Annotated in this window: 25 protein-coding genes and 2 pseudogenes; 4 read left to right on the top strand and 23 right to left on the bottom strand. The window is 37.9% G+C overall.

Annotated features, from left to right (window positions below):
- The first annotated feature begins 134 nt into the window (after nucleotides 1–134).
- Nucleotides 135–971: an AEC family transporter gene (locus DW959_RS11925; RefSeq protein ID WP_226800998.1), complete on the top strand. Its 837-nt coding sequence runs from the start codon at nucleotides 135–137 to the stop codon at nucleotides 969–971.
- Between the two features lie 9 nt (nucleotides 972–980).
- Here DW959_RS11925 and DW959_RS11920 read toward each other — a convergent pair whose 3' ends face one another.
- From DW959_RS11920 to DW959_RS11850, 14 genes are all read right to left on the bottom strand, one after another.
- The gene (locus DW959_RS11920; RefSeq protein WP_309295067.1) at nucleotides 981–1,139 is read right to left on the bottom strand and encodes a hypothetical protein; all 159 of its coding nucleotides are present in this window, start codon (nucleotides 1,137–1,139) and stop codon (nucleotides 981–983) included.
- 25 nt (nucleotides 1,140–1,164) lie between these two features.
- On the bottom strand, nucleotides 1,165–1,683 hold the full coding sequence (locus DW959_RS11915) for a cysteine hydrolase family protein (RefSeq protein WP_117822032.1): 519 nt from the start codon (nucleotides 1,681–1,683) through the stop codon (nucleotides 1,165–1,167).
- Nucleotides 1,684–1,726: 43 nt separating this feature from the next.
- Entirely contained in the window at nucleotides 1,727–2,344 is a 618-nt protein-coding gene (locus DW959_RS11910) for a hypothetical protein (RefSeq protein WP_117822033.1), read from the bottom strand.
- A 91-nt stretch (nucleotides 2,345–2,435) separates the two neighbouring features.
- Nucleotides 2,436–2,939 (bottom strand): isochorismatase family protein, encoded by a 504-nt coding sequence (locus DW959_RS11905; RefSeq protein WP_226800971.1) that lies wholly within the window; start codon nucleotides 2,937–2,939, stop codon nucleotides 2,436–2,438.
- A gap of 30 nt (nucleotides 2,940–2,969) precedes the next feature.
- Nucleotides 2,970–3,410, bottom strand: coding sequence for a hypothetical protein (locus DW959_RS11900; protein WP_022004536.1), 441 nt, complete (start codon nucleotides 3,408–3,410; stop codon nucleotides 2,970–2,972).
- A gap of 205 nt (nucleotides 3,411–3,615) precedes the next feature.
- On the bottom strand, nucleotides 3,616–3,942 hold the full coding sequence (locus tag DW959_RS11890; protein ID WP_117807256.1) for a hypothetical protein: 327 nt from the start codon (nucleotides 3,940–3,942) through the stop codon (nucleotides 3,616–3,618).
- Between the two features lie 63 nt (nucleotides 3,943–4,005).
- Nucleotides 4,006–4,380 (bottom strand): SMI1/KNR4 family protein, encoded by a 375-nt coding sequence (locus DW959_RS11885; RefSeq protein ID WP_015534763.1) that lies wholly within the window; start codon nucleotides 4,378–4,380, stop codon nucleotides 4,006–4,008.
- A 59-nt stretch (nucleotides 4,381–4,439) separates the two neighbouring features.
- The gene (locus tag DW959_RS11880) at nucleotides 4,440–4,958 is read right to left on the bottom strand and encodes a DUF6144 family protein (protein ID WP_117822034.1); all 519 of its coding nucleotides are present in this window, start codon (nucleotides 4,956–4,958) and stop codon (nucleotides 4,440–4,442) included.
- Between the two features lie 39 nt (nucleotides 4,959–4,997).
- The gene (locus DW959_RS11875) at nucleotides 4,998–5,861 is read right to left on the bottom strand and encodes an AraC family transcriptional regulator (protein WP_117551434.1); all 864 of its coding nucleotides are present in this window, start codon (nucleotides 5,859–5,861) and stop codon (nucleotides 4,998–5,000) included.
- Between the two features lie 206 nt (nucleotides 5,862–6,067).
- Nucleotides 6,068–6,976, bottom strand: a complete 909-nt coding sequence (locus DW959_RS11870) for a radical SAM mobile pair protein B (RefSeq protein WP_015567824.1) — start codon at nucleotides 6,974–6,976, stop codon at nucleotides 6,068–6,070.
- Complete coding sequence (locus DW959_RS11865; protein ID WP_117525228.1) at nucleotides 6,964–7,653, bottom strand: radical SAM mobile pair protein A; 690 nt, start codon at nucleotides 7,651–7,653, stop codon at nucleotides 6,964–6,966. Before DW959_RS11865 ends, DW959_RS11870 begins: the two co-directional genes overlap by 13 nt.
- Complete coding sequence (locus DW959_RS11860) at nucleotides 7,650–8,087, bottom strand: radical SAM mobile pair system MarR family transcriptional regulator (RefSeq protein WP_118616245.1); 438 nt, start codon at nucleotides 8,085–8,087, stop codon at nucleotides 7,650–7,652. The genes DW959_RS11865 and DW959_RS11860 overlap by 4 nt, the downstream gene beginning before the upstream one ends.
- A gap of 245 nt (nucleotides 8,088–8,332) precedes the next feature.
- Entirely contained in the window at nucleotides 8,333–9,631 is a 1,299-nt protein-coding gene (locus tag DW959_RS11855; RefSeq protein ID WP_118616243.1) for a tyrosine-type recombinase/integrase, read from the bottom strand.
- Nucleotides 9,632–9,715: 84 nt separating this feature from the next.
- Nucleotides 9,716–10,336 carry a helix-turn-helix transcriptional regulator gene (locus tag DW959_RS11850; RefSeq protein ID WP_005604344.1) on the bottom strand — a complete coding sequence of 207 codons (621 nt, stop codon included), beginning with the start codon at nucleotides 10,334–10,336 and terminating at the stop codon, nucleotides 9,716–9,718.
- Nucleotides 10,337–10,511: 175 nt separating this feature from the next.
- On the opposite strand from DW959_RS11850, the gene DW959_RS11845 reads away from it, so the two are divergent.
- Entirely contained in the window at nucleotides 10,512–10,742 is a 231-nt protein-coding gene (locus tag DW959_RS11845; protein WP_005604346.1) for a helix-turn-helix domain-containing protein, read from the top strand.
- Nucleotides 10,743–11,092: 350 nt separating this feature from the next.
- On the top strand, nucleotides 11,093–12,619 hold the full coding sequence (locus DW959_RS11840; RefSeq protein WP_118616241.1) for a MobA/MobL family protein: 1,527 nt from the start codon (nucleotides 11,093–11,095) through the stop codon (nucleotides 12,617–12,619).
- An 85-nt stretch (nucleotides 12,620–12,704) separates the two neighbouring features.
- On the opposite strand, the gene DW959_RS11835 is transcribed toward DW959_RS11840, so the two are convergent.
- From DW959_RS11835 to DW959_RS11815, 4 genes are all read right to left on the bottom strand, one after another.
- Nucleotides 12,705–13,391, bottom strand: coding sequence for an SdpI family protein (locus tag DW959_RS11835; protein WP_105309369.1), 687 nt, complete (start codon nucleotides 13,389–13,391; stop codon nucleotides 12,705–12,707).
- Nucleotides 13,388–13,657 carry an autorepressor SdpR family transcription factor gene (locus tag DW959_RS11830; RefSeq protein ID WP_005604351.1) on the bottom strand — a complete coding sequence of 90 codons (270 nt, stop codon included), beginning with the start codon at nucleotides 13,655–13,657 and terminating at the stop codon, nucleotides 13,388–13,390. Before DW959_RS11830 ends, DW959_RS11835 begins: the two co-directional genes overlap by 4 nt.
- Nucleotides 13,658–13,914: 257 nt before the next feature.
- A complete protein-coding gene (locus tag DW959_RS11825) occupies nucleotides 13,915–14,154 on the bottom strand; it encodes a DUF6061 family protein (RefSeq protein WP_005604353.1) in 240 nt (79 codons plus the stop codon).
- A 312-nt stretch (nucleotides 14,155–14,466) separates the two neighbouring features.
- Nucleotides 14,467–14,799 carry a helix-turn-helix domain-containing protein gene (locus DW959_RS11815; protein WP_008373705.1) on the bottom strand — a complete coding sequence of 111 codons (333 nt, stop codon included), beginning with the start codon at nucleotides 14,797–14,799 and terminating at the stop codon, nucleotides 14,467–14,469.
- A gap of 140 nt (nucleotides 14,800–14,939) precedes the next feature.
- Between DW959_RS11815 and DW959_RS11810 the strand changes: the two genes are divergently transcribed.
- A complete protein-coding gene (locus DW959_RS11810) occupies nucleotides 14,940–15,293 on the top strand; it encodes a cupin domain-containing protein (protein WP_117822037.1) in 354 nt (117 codons plus the stop codon).
- Nucleotides 15,294–15,398: 105 nt separating this feature from the next.
- Here DW959_RS11810 and DW959_RS14230 read toward each other — a convergent pair whose 3' ends face one another.
- From DW959_RS14230 to DW959_RS11790, 5 genes and pseudogenes are all read right to left on the bottom strand, one after another.
- A complete protein-coding gene (locus tag DW959_RS14230) occupies nucleotides 15,399–15,545 on the bottom strand; it encodes a hypothetical protein (RefSeq protein ID WP_173784189.1) in 147 nt (48 codons plus the stop codon).
- Between the two features lie 28 nt (nucleotides 15,546–15,573).
- Entirely contained in the window at nucleotides 15,574–16,134 is a 561-nt protein-coding gene (locus DW959_RS11805) for a GNAT family protein (RefSeq protein WP_055942783.1), read from the bottom strand.
- 52 nt (nucleotides 16,135–16,186) lie between these two features.
- On the bottom strand, nucleotides 16,187–16,519 hold the full coding sequence (locus DW959_RS11800; RefSeq protein ID WP_004074378.1) for a DUF3784 domain-containing protein: 333 nt from the start codon (nucleotides 16,517–16,519) through the stop codon (nucleotides 16,187–16,189).
- A gap of 470 nt (nucleotides 16,520–16,989) precedes the next feature.
- Nucleotides 16,990–18,281: pseudogene (locus DW959_RS11795) on the bottom strand (IS110 family transposase).
- 268 nt (nucleotides 18,282–18,549) lie between these two features.
- Nucleotides 18,550–18,921: pseudogene (locus DW959_RS11790) on the bottom strand (hypothetical protein); the annotation flags it as partial.

Here is an 18,921-nt window from a genome sequence, read left to right as displayed (position 1 = left end):
AAATCCAACTAAACAAATTCCTGTAAATTGCACATATTCTATCGCATTCTTTTATTTTTGACAAGCCACCCATTGTGGTATATTCCTTTTTTTGTAAAATGGGATTATAATACAGGAGCGAAAAGAGGTAATCAATATGCAGGATCCTGTCTATCATTGTGGTATATCTGGTGATGCCCTGCGCCATAATAAATTCATTTGAAATTGGCTTTACAAAAGAAAAACTGCAGGGACTATTATTTTCCGCTGTTCTTGCAACCATTATACATATTCTTCTATTGATTTTTATAAATATCGGAAGGAAACTCTGGCATTGGAATACAGTTGAATGTGCCACTGTCATGTATTCCAACTCGGGAAATATGATAATCCCACTTGTAAATGCTATGCTGGGTACCAACTATGTACTGTATTCATGTGCATTTATGTCTGTACAGCTGATATTTCTCTGGACACACTGCAGCACCATGCTCGCCGAAAAGCCACATATGGAATGGAAAAAGATAATAACCAATATAAATGTAATAGCCATAATAGCCGGACTCCTGCTCTTTTTCTGCCATATAAAACTGCCATCTGTCATACTCACACCGGTAAAAGACATAGGAAATATGCTTGCACCTCTCAGCATGATAGTAACTGGCATGCTGATGGCTGATTCGCCGATCCGCGACAGCCTGAAAAACGCAAAACTATACATTTTCTCTGCCATCAGGCTCGTCATCTGGCCTGCTGTTTTACTGCTTATAATGTATGTAAGTCATGTATATGCCCTTATTCCAGAAGGAAGAACTTTACTCCTCATAGTATTCCTTGCCTCCATCACACCATCCGCTTCAACAATCACCCAGATGGCTCAGGTATATAACAAAGATGCTGCATACTCCGGTCTTTTAAATGTATTTACTACCTTGTTCTGTATCATAACCATGCCTTTGGCTGTCATATTGTTTTCACGGCTTGTGATATAATGGAGTTGCTCAAAAACCAATTAACCACGCCCCGACCATCATCTCTTTAGTCTTTCCATACGCCGGACATTCACCATATTTAATATAATCACTATAAAATGCAAAATTATAAATATCTATTAGCAATTCTGCATCCGTAATATCTGCTTTTCTATATTCAATCTTCATAAACAATACCTCTCCAAATCTCGATTTAACTTTCCATCAATTTAATTGCGTCATCAACAGATACACATGTAGCAAATCTCTTTGGCCACATCATATCATTGTAATATTTATAGGTTTCTTCTCCAGACATATAGTCGTTATCAAATGTTGAATTTGCCCCTTGTGGAACAATTACTTTATATCCTCTTTCAAAAGCAGATTTCACAGTTGCATCTATACAGAAGTTTGTCTGTAGTCCCACTATCACTAATGTATTATCATCTTTAACATAATCTGTAAAATCTTTATTTCCAAAACAACTATTGATATTTTTTATAAATATCTTTTCCCCTTCCTTGGGAATCACTTGTTCTGCAATTTCGAAGTCTTCATCACCGATTGAAAACCCCGTTCCTGGTCCATCATCATGTTGAAAATAGATAACCTCTATTTGATTATCTCTAGCTGCTTGTATAATTCTTGTAATATTTTCAATAAATTCATCAAAATTAAAAAGTCTACTATCTGTTATTCCTTTTTGTATATCTATCACAAGTAGTTTCATTCATTTCTCCTTTATACATAAAAATTGCGATTTTACTTTCTTCTTAGTGGAACAAGTTATTATCCACAATATATTTTAAATTACATCTATTTAACATCCATGATTTATTCCTTGCCCCATTTTGATATTGAATAACCTGTTCTTTACATTCGTCAGATAAACCCTCATATATTTGTTGTGCTTTATCTTTAATTATTTCCTGACCTAAATTATCTGCCACAAAGTCAAGATACACATTATATTTTTCAAACCCTTCAAAGAAAAGATATCGTATAGCTGCATTATAATCTTCATCAAATCTTTTTACCAAATCCATTGCAGTATCTCGAAATCTTTTTTCTAATATATTCTTCGTTTCAAGCAATTTACTTTCCGTTGATATATCATACCAATACCCATCTTTGGGATTATAACTCATAGATGCTATTACATTGTCAACTGGTAATTTTCCGTATTTTTTATAAATAATCCTCAAATCGGCATTTACTTCAATACTCTGCCCAGATGCATTCCATTTTGACGAGAAAAAGTTTATTTCAAACACAATGTCTTTTACTGTTTTCTTCAAAATACCACTTTTTAAATACTTAAAGCCAGTTACTGTTGACAACTCACATATTAATCTTGTTTTCGTTTCTTCAACACTTAAAATATTTTCCATTTTTTCTCCTAATAACCCATGTGAAACTTCAAAGTTTCTGTTGCTTTCAATCTCTCCGCATGACTGAAAGTTTTGAGTGCCTTATATTTATCTAAATAATTTTTGCATCTGCTTCTCGAAGCTTTTTAAAATATTTTTCTTTATTCTTATTAAACATTGTTCCGATAGCTGATTCATTAAGTATTACACTATAGCCTTCTTTTATGGCCCCTAACGCAGTCAATGCTACGCACCCACCACCATCAACTCCTACGATTTCCACACATTTAATCTTATGTGCTTTTAAGAACTCATTAAGTTTAGGATTGCTAAATGCGTTTCCCTCATATTTTATGAAAACATAATCAGATATAACATGAAGATTGCTAACTAATTCCACTTCTTCAGTTCCTTCATAAGCCTTAAATGGTGCAAGCTTATTTATTAAATTTTTCTTCATGATATTTTTGATATAAACAACCACATTACTTTCATTTGCGTCAATAACTTCGTTTACAGTTTGAATCAGAATTTCATTATCATATTTAAAGTATGTAGCGTGATTTTTTCCAACACATACATTCTGCATATCAATTACCAACAATGCTTTTTTCACTTTCTTTCCCTCCGTCATCTTCAAATTCATCTAATACTTTGCATTTTTATATGAAATCAATATATGTGCAGGTGCAAATAATAGCGATGCTACAATCAATAATACAGACCTGCTCATAATTCCACTGAAGATGAAAATTACGGATGGAATAATAGATAATGTCAATGCTTTAAAAATCGTATTATTTCTAAAACAAATAATCCATATCACACAATAAAGTATAATTAAAACGACATTTGCTATTAAATATATCGCAAAAGCTTCATCAGACCACCAACCGAACCAGGTTCCAGGAATATTGACAACCATAAATCCGAAACACCCAAATCTTCCTATCTGTTCTACAACTTCAACACCTTTATTATTCCACTTATTTTCAAAACCATCTTTATACTTTAATGTAAAAATAATATTGGGTACCATGATTACTGCTATAAATACTGCCCCAAAAATGTTTATCCACTCCATCATGTTCTCACCTTCAAATTCAAAGTTTATTCTCTGTCATTCAACAGTTTATTTACTCTTTCAACTGGAAATCTGTCTTCAATATCAATTATCTTTATTATCAACTATTATAATTCCTACTATCACAAAAATAACACTTATAACAGATAATAGTAACCCTCCGTTACATTTTGCCCGGTAAAATTATTTGGACGAACTTAGGTATTTACTAATTTTTATATTTTACCGTCCAATTACCTTCAACACTTTCTGAGGTTGCATATTGACCGTAATCTAACACTGCTAAATCCCTCATCGATTCATCTATGCTTAAAATTTCACCTAAGGAAACCACTCTCGCATCTTCTTCCTTATGGTTTTCGCCGCATAAAAACTGCCAATACCCGTCCTCATCGTGAGAAACGTATAATATAGGCTTATACCCCTCCAACACATGGTAGCAGGTAATGCAGGCAGTGTCAGGACTATCTTCAAACGGAAATTTTCTATTATCCGCTTTCTTTTCAACTCTTTTAAATTTATCAAGTAATCCCATAATTTAATCCTCTCTACAACTTCAAAGCTTATGATCTGTTCGTCATATAACCAACAACAGAATCTACTCCCATAGTGCATTAATTTTATCTGGAAGTAATTCTATCTCCGTTCCAAGCAAAGCAACATCATCTTCATCTATTGGCACTGGTACATTAAAGTAGTTTCCCTTATTATCAATTCCATAAAGTTCACCACCACCATTTGAGCCAATAATAATGTGACCCGGCAAAATTTCTTCAATTTCATAATCATCATTTATTTCTTGCAATTCTTCCAACGGATATAATATAAGCCAGGTTTCACCAATATCGCCTTCACCACCATTATGTTTTTTCATCAATTCTATGTAATCGTTTGGCAATACCACGTCATTTATTTTCTCTATAATTTCTCCAAAATAAGGCGAATTAAATTCAAACATTCCCCATTTTTCCATATTATTCACCTCGTCGCTAAATTCCGATTTCTCAGTTTCAAAAACTGGAATTTGTCTGTCTATACATAATCTGATATTTCAAATACACATTCAGAAGCTCCATTGACAATTGTATCAACAATAGTAACTGTTACACTCTTTTCAAAAACCTCAGAGAACAATCGCATATACCAACCAGCAGAACATTCACAATACTTTTTATTCATATTCTCAACTTTTTTAGGTATATTACAATAACATTTTTTGTATACAGCAATAATCTTTCCTTCAAAAATATGTAAGTTCCTTCCGCCAATATCTGCTTCATTCAGAAGATTCAAAAATTCTGCTATATCGTTAGATTTAGCGTATAATTTTTTTGCTATTTTTATAGCATTGGTTGACAAGCAGCACCCACCACATTTTCGCATAGTATCAGTCATATATATCTTCATACTCTCAGTAGTATTTAAAAGCTCATTAATATATCTTGCCTGCTTAAGCGGTGTTGCATTTTCATCAATAATTCCAATCTCCGAACAAACCGCAAATGCATTTTCAGAATCCATATTATCTACTATTCTTTTGGCCTTATTCATATCATATCCTCGCAAGAATTTAACTAATTATTCTAAAATCTACTGTTCTTTTGATTTCACCGGCATCCAAATTTCGCAATAATAATTCTCATCCTGATTTCCTTTCGGATAATCACAAGGTGCGGTGTAGTATTCTATATTATACATTCCTGCAATTTCATAATCACTATTCCCAGGAAGCCATTCCTTAAAAATCTCTGTATTCACTTTTTGTAACGCTTCCGGCATAGATCCTTTACATGGAAATACTGCCCATGTATTTTCAGGAATAACTACCGTTTCAAATTCTTCCGGTATGTCTTTTGAAGGAATATAATCATCAGCAATCATGTACTTGAAGAATCCTTCCGGTGCTCCATCATCTAAACAGATTCCATACATACCACAAATATACTTACCGTTTCCCTTTTCATAATGCTCTGTCCAAAATTGTGGGCATTCTTTATACCCTTCTTCATTTTTAATAATTTTGGCACTTCCGACAACAGTAAATGCCGGTTTTTTAACAATTTTACATTCCATTTCAAATCCACCTTTCATAGATACATGTATTTTTAGAGGAAGGTAGTTTTTGAGTTCACCGTCTCCGGACTTCGCCTGTGCAGGCGTAATACCGTGAAATCTGGTGAAGGCTTTCGTAAAGCTGTCTGGAGAATCATAGCCATATTTCATTGCTACATCTATAACCTTAACACCATCTGTTTGCAAATCTCTGCCGGCAAGTGATAATCTTCTATTTCTTATATATTCGGATACCGTAATTCCACAAAGAATCGAAAACCCTTTTTGAAAATAAAATGGCGAAAGATTAATCTTTGCAGCAATTTTTTCCAGAGTAAGTTCATCTGTAAGATGTCCTTCAATATATTTGATTGATGAAGTGATATCTTCCAACCAGCTCATGCTTATTTACTCCTTCCTACAAAACACATCTTATCTCCAAAGCATATTTTTGTCCCGACATATTTTGCTCTCTTTTGTCCAATTACACAACTATCGCAGATATAATCACAAGGCATTCCTTTACATAAACAATTAGTAAAAATCAAATTCGTCTCTCGGTTAAACACACCAGCTTACTGGAATTTGTCACTCCATCAAACTGGAATTTAGCGATTTCTTTTTCCGGTATTCTCTGTCCCACGGATTTCCTCATGATAGAAATAATCTACGATCACCGGGTGCCCCTGCGGGACTCTGCCATAAGGCATTTCATTATCCACAAAGGCACAATCATACTTCTTAGCCATTTTCTCAGCTTTCACTTCAAGTGCTTCAAAGTAGCTGCGGTTATGCTTGTTATAGATCTCGTCGTAAAGTGGTACAAGATCAGGATATTTTCCGGCGATATAATCCATAATTGTCTTTTTGAAACCGCCTCGAAGATTGAGATTTTCGAGCCAGAACAGATCGCACTGATTCTTTACCCGCTCAAAGATTGCTTCAAAATCCGTGATACCGGGGAATACCGGGGATACGAAACAGACTGTACGGATACCTGCCTCATATACCTGCTTCATAGCAGCGATACGGTGCTCAATGCTCGAAGCAGAATCCATATCGTTCTTGAAATTTTCATCTAGTGTGTTGATCGACCATGAAACGGTTACACGTCCAAGCTTCTTCAACAGATCAATATCCCGTACCACAAGATCCGACTTTGTGCAGATCAGAATATCTGCGTCACTGCCGATCAGCTGCTCCAGAAGTTTTCTGGTATTCCCGAATTGCTCCTCCTGTGGATTGTAGCCATCTGTCACAGAACCGATAACCACCCGCTGTCCGGCATATTTCTTCGGATTTTTAATTTCCGGCCAATGCTTCACATCAAGGAAAGTGCCCCATTCCTCCTTGTGCCCGGTAAAGCGCTTCATAAAAGAAGCATAGCAATACTTGCAGGCATGTGTACAGCCCACATAGGGATTGACCGAGTAACCGCCTACCGGCAGACTAGACTTAGTCATGATGTTCTTTGTTTCCACCTCACGAATGAGGATTCCATTCATTACTTCTTCCATGATTTCTGTACCTCTAACACTTTATTAAATTCTTCCGGCATTTCCTGAATCATATTTTCATCCCCTATGATAGGGACAAGGTCTTCCTTCATAAACACCGGAATGCCGAGCTTATGTGCCTGGTCCGTCAGAGACCATGCCCATTCCGGCTCCGTATGAATCTTCCTGCTCTGAGCTCCGGTCATGGTGCCGACAACGATCCAATTGATTCCGGAAAGGTCAACTGTGCCGGGATCATCGAATAACGGCTCAAAGGTAACATGGTAATGTTTTGCTCTGACGTTTTTCCGAAGGGCGTCGATACGCCACAGTTCTGCTTTCCTCGTCACCGTAACGCCAAACCATGCGTTTTCCAGATCGGTATCAAAATCCAGCGAATCAGGTCGCTTGGTAAGGAACAGAAACTGATGCTGCGGATTTTCACGGATCTTTACAAATACCTCGTCTCTCCATTCCGGCTTCCATCCGGAGAGATCGCTCATACCGGTAAGAAGAAAGTTCTGCGGACGTTTCTTTTCCATCATCTTAAGCTTACCCGGAAAGAATTCAGGGTCAGCGAAGTCATCAATCATATGCCAGCGTTTCACGTTGTTGCGGGCATAGCAATATGCACACCCCACTGTGCAGCCAATGACGATATTCATGTTCTGAATCTGATCTTTGATACAAATACTCATGACTTCTGCCACTCCTCAAGATTCTTTCTGATGCGGTCGAGGCATTCCTCAAACCAGGTAATTTCTTCCCCTGAAAAATCTTTGTAGTAAATACTGCCCATCTCATCAGATACAGAATCGTACTCACCCTTTAAGGCATGTGCTTTCTCAGTCAGAAACAGGAGTGTTTTCCTTTTGTCCGTTTCAGACTGAACACGGCTTATCAGCCCTTGATTTTCCATTCTTTCCAGCATCGTAGTAAGAGATGTTATCGCTAATCCGCATTTAGTCGAGAGTGACCTGATTGAGATACCATCCTCCTGCCACAGTACATAAAGAATACGCCCCTGGGCTCCATTAAACGCATCAATATTCTTTTCACTGAGAATCTTCTCGAAAATCCGGTCTCCAAGCTGTTTTATTTTGGTGACAAGAAATCCTCCATTCATTTCCATACAAAAGCTCCTATATAGTAGTTTACCAAAAACATACTATATAGGAGCTTTATTGTCAACAGTTTATATGTCCTAATAGGTAAATTCCGTTTTTTCAATTCTCCAAACTAGGATTTATCTATTAACTCTCTTAACTTTCCCCTATTTTCAAGGCTTCCCGCCATTGAAAATTCTATATATGTATCCTTTTCCCTTGTTTTTGCCCTTATGGGATAATTACAAGGGAAAATTCATTATTCAGTTGTTTAATCGTTGCCTGCCACTTTATCAAGAAGTCTTGCGGAAGTCCGCTTTGCTTCCCTTGTAGCATGGGCGTAGACATTCATGGTGGTACTCACGTCTGAGTGTCCTAACAGTTCCTGCACATCCTTAGGCTGAGCCCCGTTGGATAAGAGGTTTGTCGTGTAGGTATGCCTCAGTGTGTGGAAATGGAAACCTTCAAGCTCCGGTACTTTTCTTCCTGCTGTCCGGCAGGCTGTTTCTATGGTTGCCGGAAGTTCCAGACAACCATCCTCCCTTAAGCATACAAAGAAGATTTCGGTGTAATCTTCCGGCACATTCTCTGTCATTCTCAAATGATAATACTCGTAATGCACCCGATTCTTTTCCATTACTTCTCTGTAAAAATTCCGCTGGTAGAGTTCCCCATACTGAAAACGGTTTTTGTGCTGTTCCTTTTTTGCATTCCTCAAAATATCTGCGAGGGTATCGCCAAAGTCAACAACCCTGATCTTTTTCCACTTTGTCGGACCGATTTCGTGCTTATGGGTAGCACCATTGTAGCGGATGCTCCTGCGTACAGTGAGATACTGTTCTTCAAGGTTGATATCCTGCCATGTCAGACCTGCTACCTCTCCAAGTCTGAGACCTGTAAAGTATGCTATCTGAACCGGAAGAATCGCATCCCCACTTCGTTTTCCAAGCTGTTCAATCAGTTTCCGGTACATTTCAAAGGAAAGCGGTTTAACCTTGTCTCTGTCTGTGGCTGTTTCATCCGCAAACAAATCCGTTTCTTCCTTTTTATGCCTCATCACCACATACTGCATTGGATTGAAGGTAATAAACTGTTTCGGAAATACCGCAAACCGGAATGACTGTTGCAATACTGCTGAAAATGACCTTACATAATCAATGGAATATCCTTTTGATATAAAATCTCCCACAGTGCCTCCAAATGAGAGCAAATCCATAAACTCCTGCAGGTGTACCGAAGTCACCGTTTTCAGTTTCCTTTTGCTGATAGGGTGTTGTTTGATTCTCCCAATTGTCTGAAGATAATTGCCAACCGTTCCATTACTCAATGTGCCTGTCTTTAATTCTTCCTCAGCCCACAGGTCAAGCAACTCTCCGAGTGTGATGTTTTCAGCCTTTGCAACAAACCGCTTGGCTTCATAATCCTCCATTGCCTGCCTCAACAGCTTTTCCGTTTCGCTTTTGTTTTCCGTACCTGCAAATTCCTTCTGCACCAGATTACCGCTTGCATCTTCCACATAGAAGCGGTAGTACCATTTCTTGCCTTTCTTTCTTACAGAACCTTTTGCCATAATCGTTACTCCTTTCGATATCGACAATCGGAACTGATGAAATGCTTTCTGCGTGTAAGTATATCATAACTCCGGTTGTCTAATCTATACCGGTTCGGAGTCTTTCTCTGAAAGAAGATTTGCAAGCCTTACGGCTGCCGTTTCGGGATTCTTGGAATAGAGCCTTACAATGTCGCCCATGTCGTTCAGTGCGTTTACCGTATGGGTGATTTCCCTAAGGAACATAATCTCATTATATTCCTGATTGGATTCAAACCCCATTACTTTTGCAATTGTGGCATCTTCCGTATTCCCTTTAAAATTCTTACAGGCATATTGAAAGGAATCAACGAATAATTCGTATTCCTTCAACATCAGCAGCAGTAAATCTTTGGAAAAATCCGCTTCGTCTGCCTTCATATCATAAGGCAGTTTGGAGAGAATGGAAGTCATGGTATCACGAATCTGTAATTCCCTTTTATCCGTAACATCACTTGTCATTTCTTCCGTCTCGCCCTTCAGCCACTCCACTGATACATGAAGTGCTTCCGACAGACCATCCAGAACAAGCTTCTTGGTGTTGTCAATCGTTCCTGCCTCATACCGCTGTATGGTGGAAGCGGTAACTCCCATCTTTTCTGCTATATAAGGCTGGTTGACACCTAATTCCAGTCTGCGTTGTTTTGCCCTGCTACCGATTAACTTGCGTAATTCTTTATCTTTCATTCTGATACGCCTCCTTTTTCGGTATGGCTAAAGTATAACACAGTAAAAGTAGCATTGCAATATGCAAGTTAATAATTGCTTTTAAAATTTCGTAACGCTTGACAAGAAGATATAAAAGTTATATAGTAGGCATAGTCACAAAATTGCATTATGCAATTCAAGAGGAGGTGTTTTAATGACAGAAGTGAAGATTGCACTGTCCATTGAGGAAGCTGCCGACTATACGGGTATCGGCAGAAATACCCTGCGGAAACTGGTAGAATGGAAAAAGCTTCCGGTATTGAAGGTAGGACGGAAAGTCCTTATCAAAACGGATATGCTTGAAAAGTTCATGACCGCCAATGAAGGCAGGGACTTAAGGGACAAAGGAAATGTCAGAGCTGTCACAAGAAATGTGACAAATTAAATAGGGACAGTCCTAAGACCATCCCTAAGGTATGTATCTGACCGAAGCCATGATATACCTACACGCAAATAGATTATACCATGTGCTTCCTCTAAGATACAACCGGAAATTTAAGAAGTGGGGAAGAAACTTTTTTATACAAGCCCTCGGCGTTTGAGAGCGAAATACACCCCTCGCACAAATCTTACGATTTGTACTCTGTGTATTTCGCCCTGCTGGGAGCTTTCGCCGACAGGCGGATATGTTCGTAGACAGGCTACCTATGTAGCCTACTCACTTTCACATTAGAAAGTTTCCCATCCTCATTTCTTGCAGCTTCGTACTTGGCAGATACGGAAAGGAGGAAGCACATGCCAAGAAATTCATTTATTCAGATGACGAAGCTCCACAATGTCCGGGGAAGAATTTATTATATTTCAAGCCCAAAGAAGCAGGAAAATCTGTATGCGGTATATGAAACCACAGACCGTAATTTTTGGACTGACCTTGCAAAATATAATCAGGCAGAATTTAAAAAAAGCGGTACGGAGGGGAAATGTATTGAGGCAAGGGAATTGATCATAGCCCTGCCGGAATCTTTTACGGAGTATCCTCCAGACAGACTGTTGCAGATATTTACAGACCATTTCAGACAGACTTACGGAACGGACTGTATCGCAGCCCTGCATCACAATAAGCGGAAAACCAACTATCACATCCATCTCATTTTTTCGGAGCGTACACTCTTGGAACAGCCCATAGAAAAGGTTGCCACCCGCAATATGTTCTATGACGAAAAGGGAAATCATGTACGCACCAAGAAAGAGATACTTGATGAAGAAGGAAATATCCGTAAAAGATGTAAGGTGATTCACAAAGGTGAGGTATACGAAAGACAGATTTTCTCCATTAAGGATAAACACTTCAAGGCTGAAAATTTCCTTGATACCGTCAAGCAGGATTATACCAATCTTATCAATCAGTATGTGTGGGATAAAAGCCAGCGGTTAGAAGTTTTTGAGCGTGGCGGTATGTATCTTGCCACCAAAAAGATTGGTAAGAACAATCCGAAAGCCACCGAGATTGAGGCAGACAACAGTAAACGCACCTTGTGGAATCAGACTGTTGACAGAGCGATTGTAACGGGTGTTTCCAAGTCAGAAATCATGCAGATAAAAAAGGAACGGATAACGGACAAGATTGTGGAATCCGTATGGCTTTACGGAAACAGACCGAATCTGTTATCTTCCATTATCGGTACTGCCATTGCAGTATTAGAACTGTTAATCTCCAAAGTATTTCTCAAAACTCTGGAGCTTGCAGATAAAGTAATTTCCAAAGAGCTTGAAGCAAGACCGGAGAACACAGATTTCAAAGAGCAGAAAGCTGTACCAGAAGAAAGCAGAAAGCAGACAGATACACCAAAGCCTGCCATACTGCCAAGACCACAGCCATCACCGGAAGCAGTTTCTTACAAGCACTTATGCGAAATTTATCAAAAGCTGCAAGAACAGAATAAAGCAATTTTTGCACTCGAGAAACAGCGAAGTGACCTTGAAATTGAACTGTCCGACAGCAAAGGTATCTTCAAAGCAAAAAGGCGTTCCGAACTTTCAACAGAGATAGCCGGATTGGAGGAACGTATTTCCCGAATGAAAGCCCGATTATCCCATATCGTAAAGGAATACGGGTATCAGAATGCGGAAGCCTTCTACAAAGCATTTCATAAGTCAGAGACAGCTTATGGGGATTATCAGGACAGCCTTAAGAATTGGAAACAACGGTATGGAGAAAAGCCGCAGTCTCTACACGATAGGCTTATATCTAAGAAACAGGACATAAAGGAGCGAGAGTTAACAAGACCATATTCTCCACCAAACCGTGGAAGGAGTAGATAACAAACGAAGGGAGGCAATTGCCTCCCTTCGTTTGTTATCTCTCCGTAAAAGACTGGAATTTCACCCTCTCGCATAAAGATACAAATTATTTTTTTATTTCCTTATCATATATCTTTTTTGAGTATACCACAGTTACAATTGTTGCTAATAATAAATAAATCAACATAAAGATTGTGCCAGTCATCCCACTTGTAAATACGGTTGTAATGATAGTCAATAACCCCGTAATAATAATACATATTGCACCAAAGCGGTTACTCTTTCTCCATGTATTATCATTGTGCATACTCCAAACGGTTCGAACTCCCACTACTGCATTTCGTTTTGCCTTTGTCATAAAATTTCCTAATACAATAAATATAATACCACACAAAATACATGAAACTTTTGCAATGTCAATAACCGCATGTTCACCACCTGCATTTGCCTGTATCCAAGAAGAATAAAGAATAAAATAATGCATAATCCCGAACATGATTGCTTGCGAAATTCCTACAACACATAATACCTTTGCAGAAGATTTTGTTTCCATCTGTTCCTTTTCTGTATTTGCATTTTTTGATTTTTTCTCAAACACATAGATTAGCAAGTGCCAAAACAGTGTAATAAACAAAATAATTACCGGAAAAATAAAGCTTTCTGTTTTACTTCCCCATCTGTCAGTGTTTCCCTCCAAGTCATGATGCATAGGTATAATATCAGGCATAAACTGTAGTACAACACTTGTAACTACAACTGGTATCATTGCTACTATCCACATTATTTTTTTCATACTTTTTTTCCTCCAAACTGGTTAACCCATATAATTAATTCATCGAAAACCGTAGTGTTGATTTCATAATAAACAAAGTTTTTCTCTTTATATTCAGATATCAAGTCTGCGTTTTTAAGTAATTTTAAATGATAAGAAAGAGCAGCCGGTGTAATCTGTAATTTTTCAGCAATCTCTCCGGCATTTAATCGTTCATTTCTCAACATAATAAGAATGTCTCTTCGCTGGCTATCTGCCAATACTTTAAAAATGTTAGTTTCTCCCATATCTTTTACCTATTTAAAACTTTCTTTAAATAGATTTTAGCATGCTATTTGTTTTTGTGCAAGAACTATTTAAAAATAATTTTAAATAGAGGGGATACACTGAAAAATCAATGTGTCCTCTCTATTTACCTTAAGGCAAAATTCAAACATCTAGAAACTTAAGATTCCTGCCTCTTATTATGGAATAACCGTACGTTCTATATATTTTTCTGGAATTTTTAGTACTAGACCTCTATCATGATATTATATTAGCAAAATCACCACGTATCTAAACGATCCTCTGCATCAACCCATACTTGCATTTCTCCATCCAAGTATAATCTTGCATATTCTAATGGATTATCAATAGCCAAAGCATTCAACGAACACTGGGAGCCGGGAGTAGTTCTCAATCCTTCCTCTGCCTTATTGCAATCAATTCTAAGCACTACATTTTCAAACGTGGTTACATCTATGCTATTACATTGCGGATTATATCTTGCATAAATCAATCTCATATCTTATCTGTCCTTTCCTTAATTTTCTAAAAGTTTTGAAAGCATTTCAATCCGTTCTTCCTGCCATTTTCATTTCATGTTATAATTTGTTACTGGATTTTCTTTCCCTTAATTTTGCCCTTGTGAGCATTCGTAACATGAGGGAAAAGGATATAACACAAGGGAAAGCATAAGGGCAAACTCACTCGCTACAAATTTAGCATTTTCAAGGGGTTGCGGACTTCACGAGGATAAGATATAACAGTTAATAAATGTTATGAATTAAGTCAAATCAAAACTGGAATTGTTCAAGCTTTTCAAATACTAACGTCCTTAATTCTGTTCAATAATTGATTTATAGTAGTTACCAAAGTCAGCAAGTGAATTAACAATTGGAAGCATTTTTGTTCCGAGTTCCGTTAAGCCGTATTCAACTCTCGGTGGCTGCTCATGGTAATCGTGGCGATATGCCAGCCCATCACTCATCATTTGTCTTAAACTATCTGTCAAAACCTTTTGTGAAATACCATCTATACTTCGTTGTAGCTCATTGAATCTCCATGGACGCTCTTTCAAGTTACGCAAAATCAGCAGTTTCCATTTCCCTCCGATAAGAGATACTGCTGTTGCAACTGGGCATTCCGGTAATTCTTCTTTTGCTCGCATAATTCTCACCTCCGAGTCTATTGTAACACATTCATTTTTGAGTGTACAGTTACAAAAAGGTGCGTACTTGTTTTTGTATGTGTCTCACACTATACTAATACCAAGCAACCAGAAACTACAAATTAACTATGGAGGTTATTATGGCAAATTACACAAAAACAACTATTGGAAAGGAAAACCGAATTGAGCTGCATGAAAAGTTGTCTTTAACAGGTGCAGAAATCAGTTTAAACGAACTACCTGCAGGAGCAAATGTCCCATTTGTTCATTCTCATAAAGAAAATGAAGAAATCTATGGAATTCTTTCAGGTAACGGCAAAGCAATAATTGATGGAGAAGAAATTAGCCTTTCAACTGGAGACTGGCTAAAAATCGTGCCTACTGCAGAGCGTCAGTTTTTTGCATCCGATATTTCTGGAATTACTTATATCTGCATTCAGGTAAAAGAAAATTCTCTGGAACATTTTACAGCAGAGGATGCCGTAATCGGCTAATTAAAAGTATTTATTTACAAAAATGCACAGTTCACGATAAGCTAAGAACTGTGCATTTCTTTTTGTTCAATATTACGTTTTCTCAATTTTTCAAACAAGAAGTTATCAGTGATTATCTTTTAGAAAACAGCCAACTACAGCGACGCCAAATCCAAGAACACCTAGGACATATCCCCAAAAATTATTTGTTGTCACAGCAATTCCTAAAGGTATTATTGCAATCCCCAATAACTCAATCTTAATTTCTTTCATCGCAAATACCTTCGTTACAAACTGGAATTTACTGCAATACCCAATCTTCTCTTTTTAGAATGTTTACCTCATTTTCTTCCGTTGTACCGAATGCTGTCTCATAGGTATCAAATGCATAGTGTTTGAAACCACTTTTTTCCTGAACTCTATGAGATTGCTCATTCCACAAGAAGTGACCACAGAAAATTACATCAAGATTAGCGTTCTCAAAGAGAAAACGAATTACTTCTTTCAACGCTTCCGGCATTAAACCTTGTCCCCAATATTCTTTGCTCAGAACATAGCCTATCTCACGGCATTTCTTATTTTCAAATTCCGGGAAGTGAGTTTCATTGTATTTTTCGATCCCAACAGAACCTATTACTTTGCCCTGATATTCGAGTGCAAATGTTTTCTTATGGCTAATGAACATATCAAGAATAATCTTAGATTCTTCCTTGCTTTTATGAGGCTTCCAACCCGCCATTTGTCCGACTCCATCTACTGAAGCGTAGGAATAAAAGTCATCAAGGTCGGATTGCCGCCACGGGCGAATCAACAAACGCTCTGTTTTTAGGATAACATTACTTATATCTATTTCAGGATTCATAGTATTTTACTCCTCTAAATTCCGATTTTCTCAATTCTCCAACTTGAAGTTATTACTTTCTGCATAGTGTGTTTCCTAAAATGATAATTACCACGACATCAACCAAAATAATCCCCAATGCAATATATACAAAAAATGCAGGCAAAATATTTTCAAACAAGCCCATAGTTAATGCAAGAATTGCTATAATAGACATTCCAATTCCCATTGTTCTGCATAACTTCTTTTCATCATATTTTTCCTTTTCTTCATTTGAAGCTGTATTATATCCAGAAATGAACCAGCTTCCATGTCCAGAAAGTAAAATAATAGAAAGTACAGCAAATATCGCAAAGACAATCCACACTATCCAATCAGAGCCTGTTGCTAAATCTGCTAATTTCATTTACATACTCCTCCTCATATAATCAAGTGTTTTTTATTGAAAATTCAAGGTTTTCAACCTTTCATATCTCAGTGAATAAGCCGCAGTTATGAGCATTTCGATGTATCAGGTACTGAAATAGTGGTTTGAGGGTATACGAAATAAAACGTCATTGATTTCCGCTTTACTGGCCTTGTGTATACCCATCCCTCTATGGCAGCTAACCTCCTATATCCACCAGGATCATCTCTGTCTCCAGAGGTCCTAACTTCCTTCGTCCTGCCTGCCCATAACCAGGGTGTCAGCTATGCTCCCTAACGGGGTCTCGCCCCATGGAAAATATTCCTGCCGACTACTGGCTCATTCTTTGTATTATTGATTACTGACTCGCTTCCTGTTCCAGCACTGTGATCAGCGGACGTTATCTGTTACATTCTGCTTGTTCCAGTGGCTGTCCACATGACAGCCTCCATTATAGTTACTTGTCTTTCTTACGCAGCCTGTAGATAAACTGCCGGTCTCTTGATGTCACTGACCATCTTTTTCGGATCATAATCCACACCTTTTGTCAGCATGGCATAAAAGACTCGTATCAGCTTGGCTGCAATCGCCATAAGTGACTGCATTTTCTTCAACGGATTCAGCCTTCTTGTTGTATAATAATTATGGAGTTCTCTGAACTCCGGGTTCTTCGCCACAAGCGACATTGCAACCTCAAAGAGCAGGTATCTGAGTCTCTTTCGACCTCGTCTGCTTATTGTTGTCTCGCCCTTGTGCTTTCCCGAGCTACTTTCAACCAATGCCAACCCTGCAAGCTTCTGCAGTTCTTTCGGCGTGTTAAAACGGCTGATATCACCTACTTCAGCAAGGAATCCTGACACTGTCTTGATTCCCACACCTTTGATTTTCAACAGCTTCTCAGCCATCGGAATCTGCTTTACCAACCCTTCAATCAGAGTCATAACTTCCTGAAGACGTATGTTTCTGGATTCATAATCCTCCAGAAGCATTCGGATTTCCATTCTTGCAGATACTGCTCCTTCTTTACTTCCGACGCTGTGCTCTGCAGCTTCTATCAGGTCTTCGCCCTCGCTTTTCCAACTGCTCTTAACTACGCTTCACGCCAGATTTGATTCACTCCATCGATACCTAACGTCAGGATATCTTCAGGGAGTGGTGCTGATTTAAGGATTAGCATTCCGCTCTTGGCATCTGGATTTCCGTATACCGTCTTATATTCAGGAAAATATATATTGAACCAACGACTGATCCTGTTTTGAATTCTTGTAAGTTCCGCCTGTAACTGGAATCTTATGTTTGATGCTGTTCTAAGATCAGCGTAAACACCATCCGGCAGGTATGGGATCATGTAACGTCCCTCTCTAACTAATCCTGCTATAACTTTCGGATCCTTACGGTCATTTTTAGTTGGATTATTGTCGTCGAGTTCTTTTGATTTTTTCACATGGTGAGGATTTACAAGAACCGGTTTCATTTCATTATCCTGTAGAAACTTTCCAAGGTTGAACCAGTAATGCCCGGTCGGTTCCATACCTGGAACCACCTTATCCTTCTCATGTCTTTCTTTGAGATCCAAGATCCATTCCTTAAATGTCACAAATCCAGCCTCTGTGTTACTAAATTTAAAAGGTTTCTTTGAATACTCAATTCCTCTGTAATCAAAAGCTCTGGCGTAGTGCGTCTCACTTCCGACATCAATTCCGAGTACCAAAGTTTTTTCTGTAATAGCTTCAATTTTTGCGTTCTGTATGTTAGACTTCATTGTAGATACCTCTCTGTTCAATAAGATTTTTACTAACCTGCCAGTCAGTAGTCTTATTGTACTCTGAGGTATTTTCAATTTTCAACATCCACGTTTTTTATTATACAGGAAGCTCCTTAAATTCCATTTTTTAATTTTATAAACTTGAATTGTATATTAATTTTTCTTATTTAGTCTAATATGGAAATCGTTGGCTTTAGAACATTCTTCATATGTAAGATTAGTTTCATTCATTAAAAACTTAACGGCTTCCTCCTTTGTATTGTAATTAGATTTTTCTTTCATATATCTTAACAAATTGGTCATATATATTCTTCCGTACTTTTTCTGACAAACCGGCGTATTTTGTATCCAACACCTTTTTTACGGCTTCGTACTTCCTATTTTTATCTTCTATATCCGGTCCACGGTCATAATTAAACCTCACATCATAAAAAATGTGTTTCATATCGTTACTTAAAGCTTGTAACACTCGAAACCCTTTCATAGAAAACTTTCCTTCTTTTATACCATTCTCCACACAGGGCTGTCTCGCCCAATCCATCATAAACCAATTCTCCATTGGCATATTTACACCATATCCGGAATCTGACAAAAAGTCATTTATCTCATTCCAATTTATCTGTAACGGCAAATCGTT

Origin of the sequence: Clostridium sp. AM46-21, assembly GCF_003480025.1 — a bacterium.
In the GTDB taxonomy this organism is placed as follows: Bacteria; Bacillota; Clostridia; order Lachnospirales; family Lachnospiraceae; genus Coprococcus; species Coprococcus ammoniilyticus.
Note: the sequence above shows the minus strand (reverse complement) of the source record. Positions and strands in the feature narration are given on the sequence as shown.

Coding starts and splice junctions, on each gene's coding strand:
- DW959_RS11920 (WP_309295067.1), bottom strand. CDS start 1,139: ATGAAGATTGAATATAGAAAAGCAGATATTACGGATGCAGAATTGCTA.
- DW959_RS11915 (WP_117822032.1), bottom strand. CDS start 1,683: ATGAAACTACTTGTGATAGATATACAAAAAGGAATAACAGATAGTAGA.
- DW959_RS11910 (WP_117822033.1), bottom strand. CDS start 2,344: ATGGAAAATATTTTAAGTGTTGAAGAAACGAAAACAAGATTAATATGT.
- DW959_RS11900 (WP_022004536.1), bottom strand. CDS start 3,410: ATGATGGAGTGGATAAACATTTTTGGGGCAGTATTTATAGCAGTAATC.
- DW959_RS11890 (WP_117807256.1), bottom strand. CDS start 3,942: ATGGGATTACTTGATAAATTTAAAAGAGTTGAAAAGAAAGCGGATAAT.
- DW959_RS11885 (WP_015534763.1), bottom strand. CDS start 4,380: ATGGAAAAATGGGGAATGTTTGAATTTAATTCGCCTTATTTTGGAGAA.
- DW959_RS11880 (WP_117822034.1), bottom strand. CDS start 4,958: ATGAATAAGGCCAAAAGAATAGTAGATAATATGGATTCTGAAAATGCA.
- DW959_RS11875 (WP_117551434.1), bottom strand. CDS start 5,861: ATGAGCTGGTTGGAAGATATCACTTCATCAATCAAATATATTGAAGGA.
- DW959_RS11870 (WP_015567824.1), bottom strand. CDS start 6,976: ATGGAAGAAGTAATGAATGGAATCCTCATTCGTGAGGTGGAAACAAAG.
- DW959_RS11865 (WP_117525228.1), bottom strand. CDS start 7,653: ATGAGTATTTGTATCAAAGATCAGATTCAGAACATGAATATCGTCATT.
- DW959_RS11860 (WP_118616245.1), bottom strand. CDS start 8,087: ATGGAAATGAATGGAGGATTTCTTGTCACCAAAATAAAACAGCTTGGA.
- DW959_RS11855 (WP_118616243.1), bottom strand. CDS start 9,631: ATGGCAAAAGGTTCTGTAAGAAAGAAAGGCAAGAAATGGTACTACCGC.
- DW959_RS11850 (WP_005604344.1), bottom strand. CDS start 10,336: ATGAAAGATAAAGAATTACGCAAGTTAATCGGTAGCAGGGCAAAACAA.
- DW959_RS11845 (WP_005604346.1), top strand. CDS start 10,512: ATGACAGAAGTGAAGATTGCACTGTCCATTGAGGAAGCTGCCGACTAT.
- DW959_RS11840 (WP_118616241.1), top strand. CDS start 11,093: ATGCCAAGAAATTCATTTATTCAGATGACGAAGCTCCACAATGTCCGG.
- DW959_RS11835 (WP_105309369.1), bottom strand. CDS start 13,391: ATGAAAAAAATAATGTGGATAGTAGCAATGATACCAGTTGTAGTTACA.
- DW959_RS11830 (WP_005604351.1), bottom strand. CDS start 13,657: ATGGGAGAAACTAACATTTTTAAAGTATTGGCAGATAGCCAGCGAAGA.
- DW959_RS11825 (WP_005604353.1), bottom strand. CDS start 14,154: ATGAGATTGATTTATGCAAGATATAATCCGCAATGTAATAGCATAGAT.
- DW959_RS11815 (WP_008373705.1), bottom strand. CDS start 14,799: ATGCGAGCAAAAGAAGAATTACCGGAATGCCCAGTTGCAACAGCAGTA.
- DW959_RS11810 (WP_117822037.1), top strand. CDS start 14,940: ATGGCAAATTACACAAAAACAACTATTGGAAAGGAAAACCGAATTGAG.
- DW959_RS14230 (WP_173784189.1), bottom strand. CDS start 15,545: ATGAAAGAAATTAAGATTGAGTTATTGGGGATTGCAATAATACCTTTA.
- DW959_RS11805 (WP_055942783.1), bottom strand. CDS start 16,134: ATGAATCCTGAAATAGATATAAGTAATGTTATCCTAAAAACAGAGCGT.
- DW959_RS11800 (WP_004074378.1), bottom strand. CDS start 16,519: ATGAAATTAGCAGATTTAGCAACAGGCTCTGATTGGATAGTGTGGATT.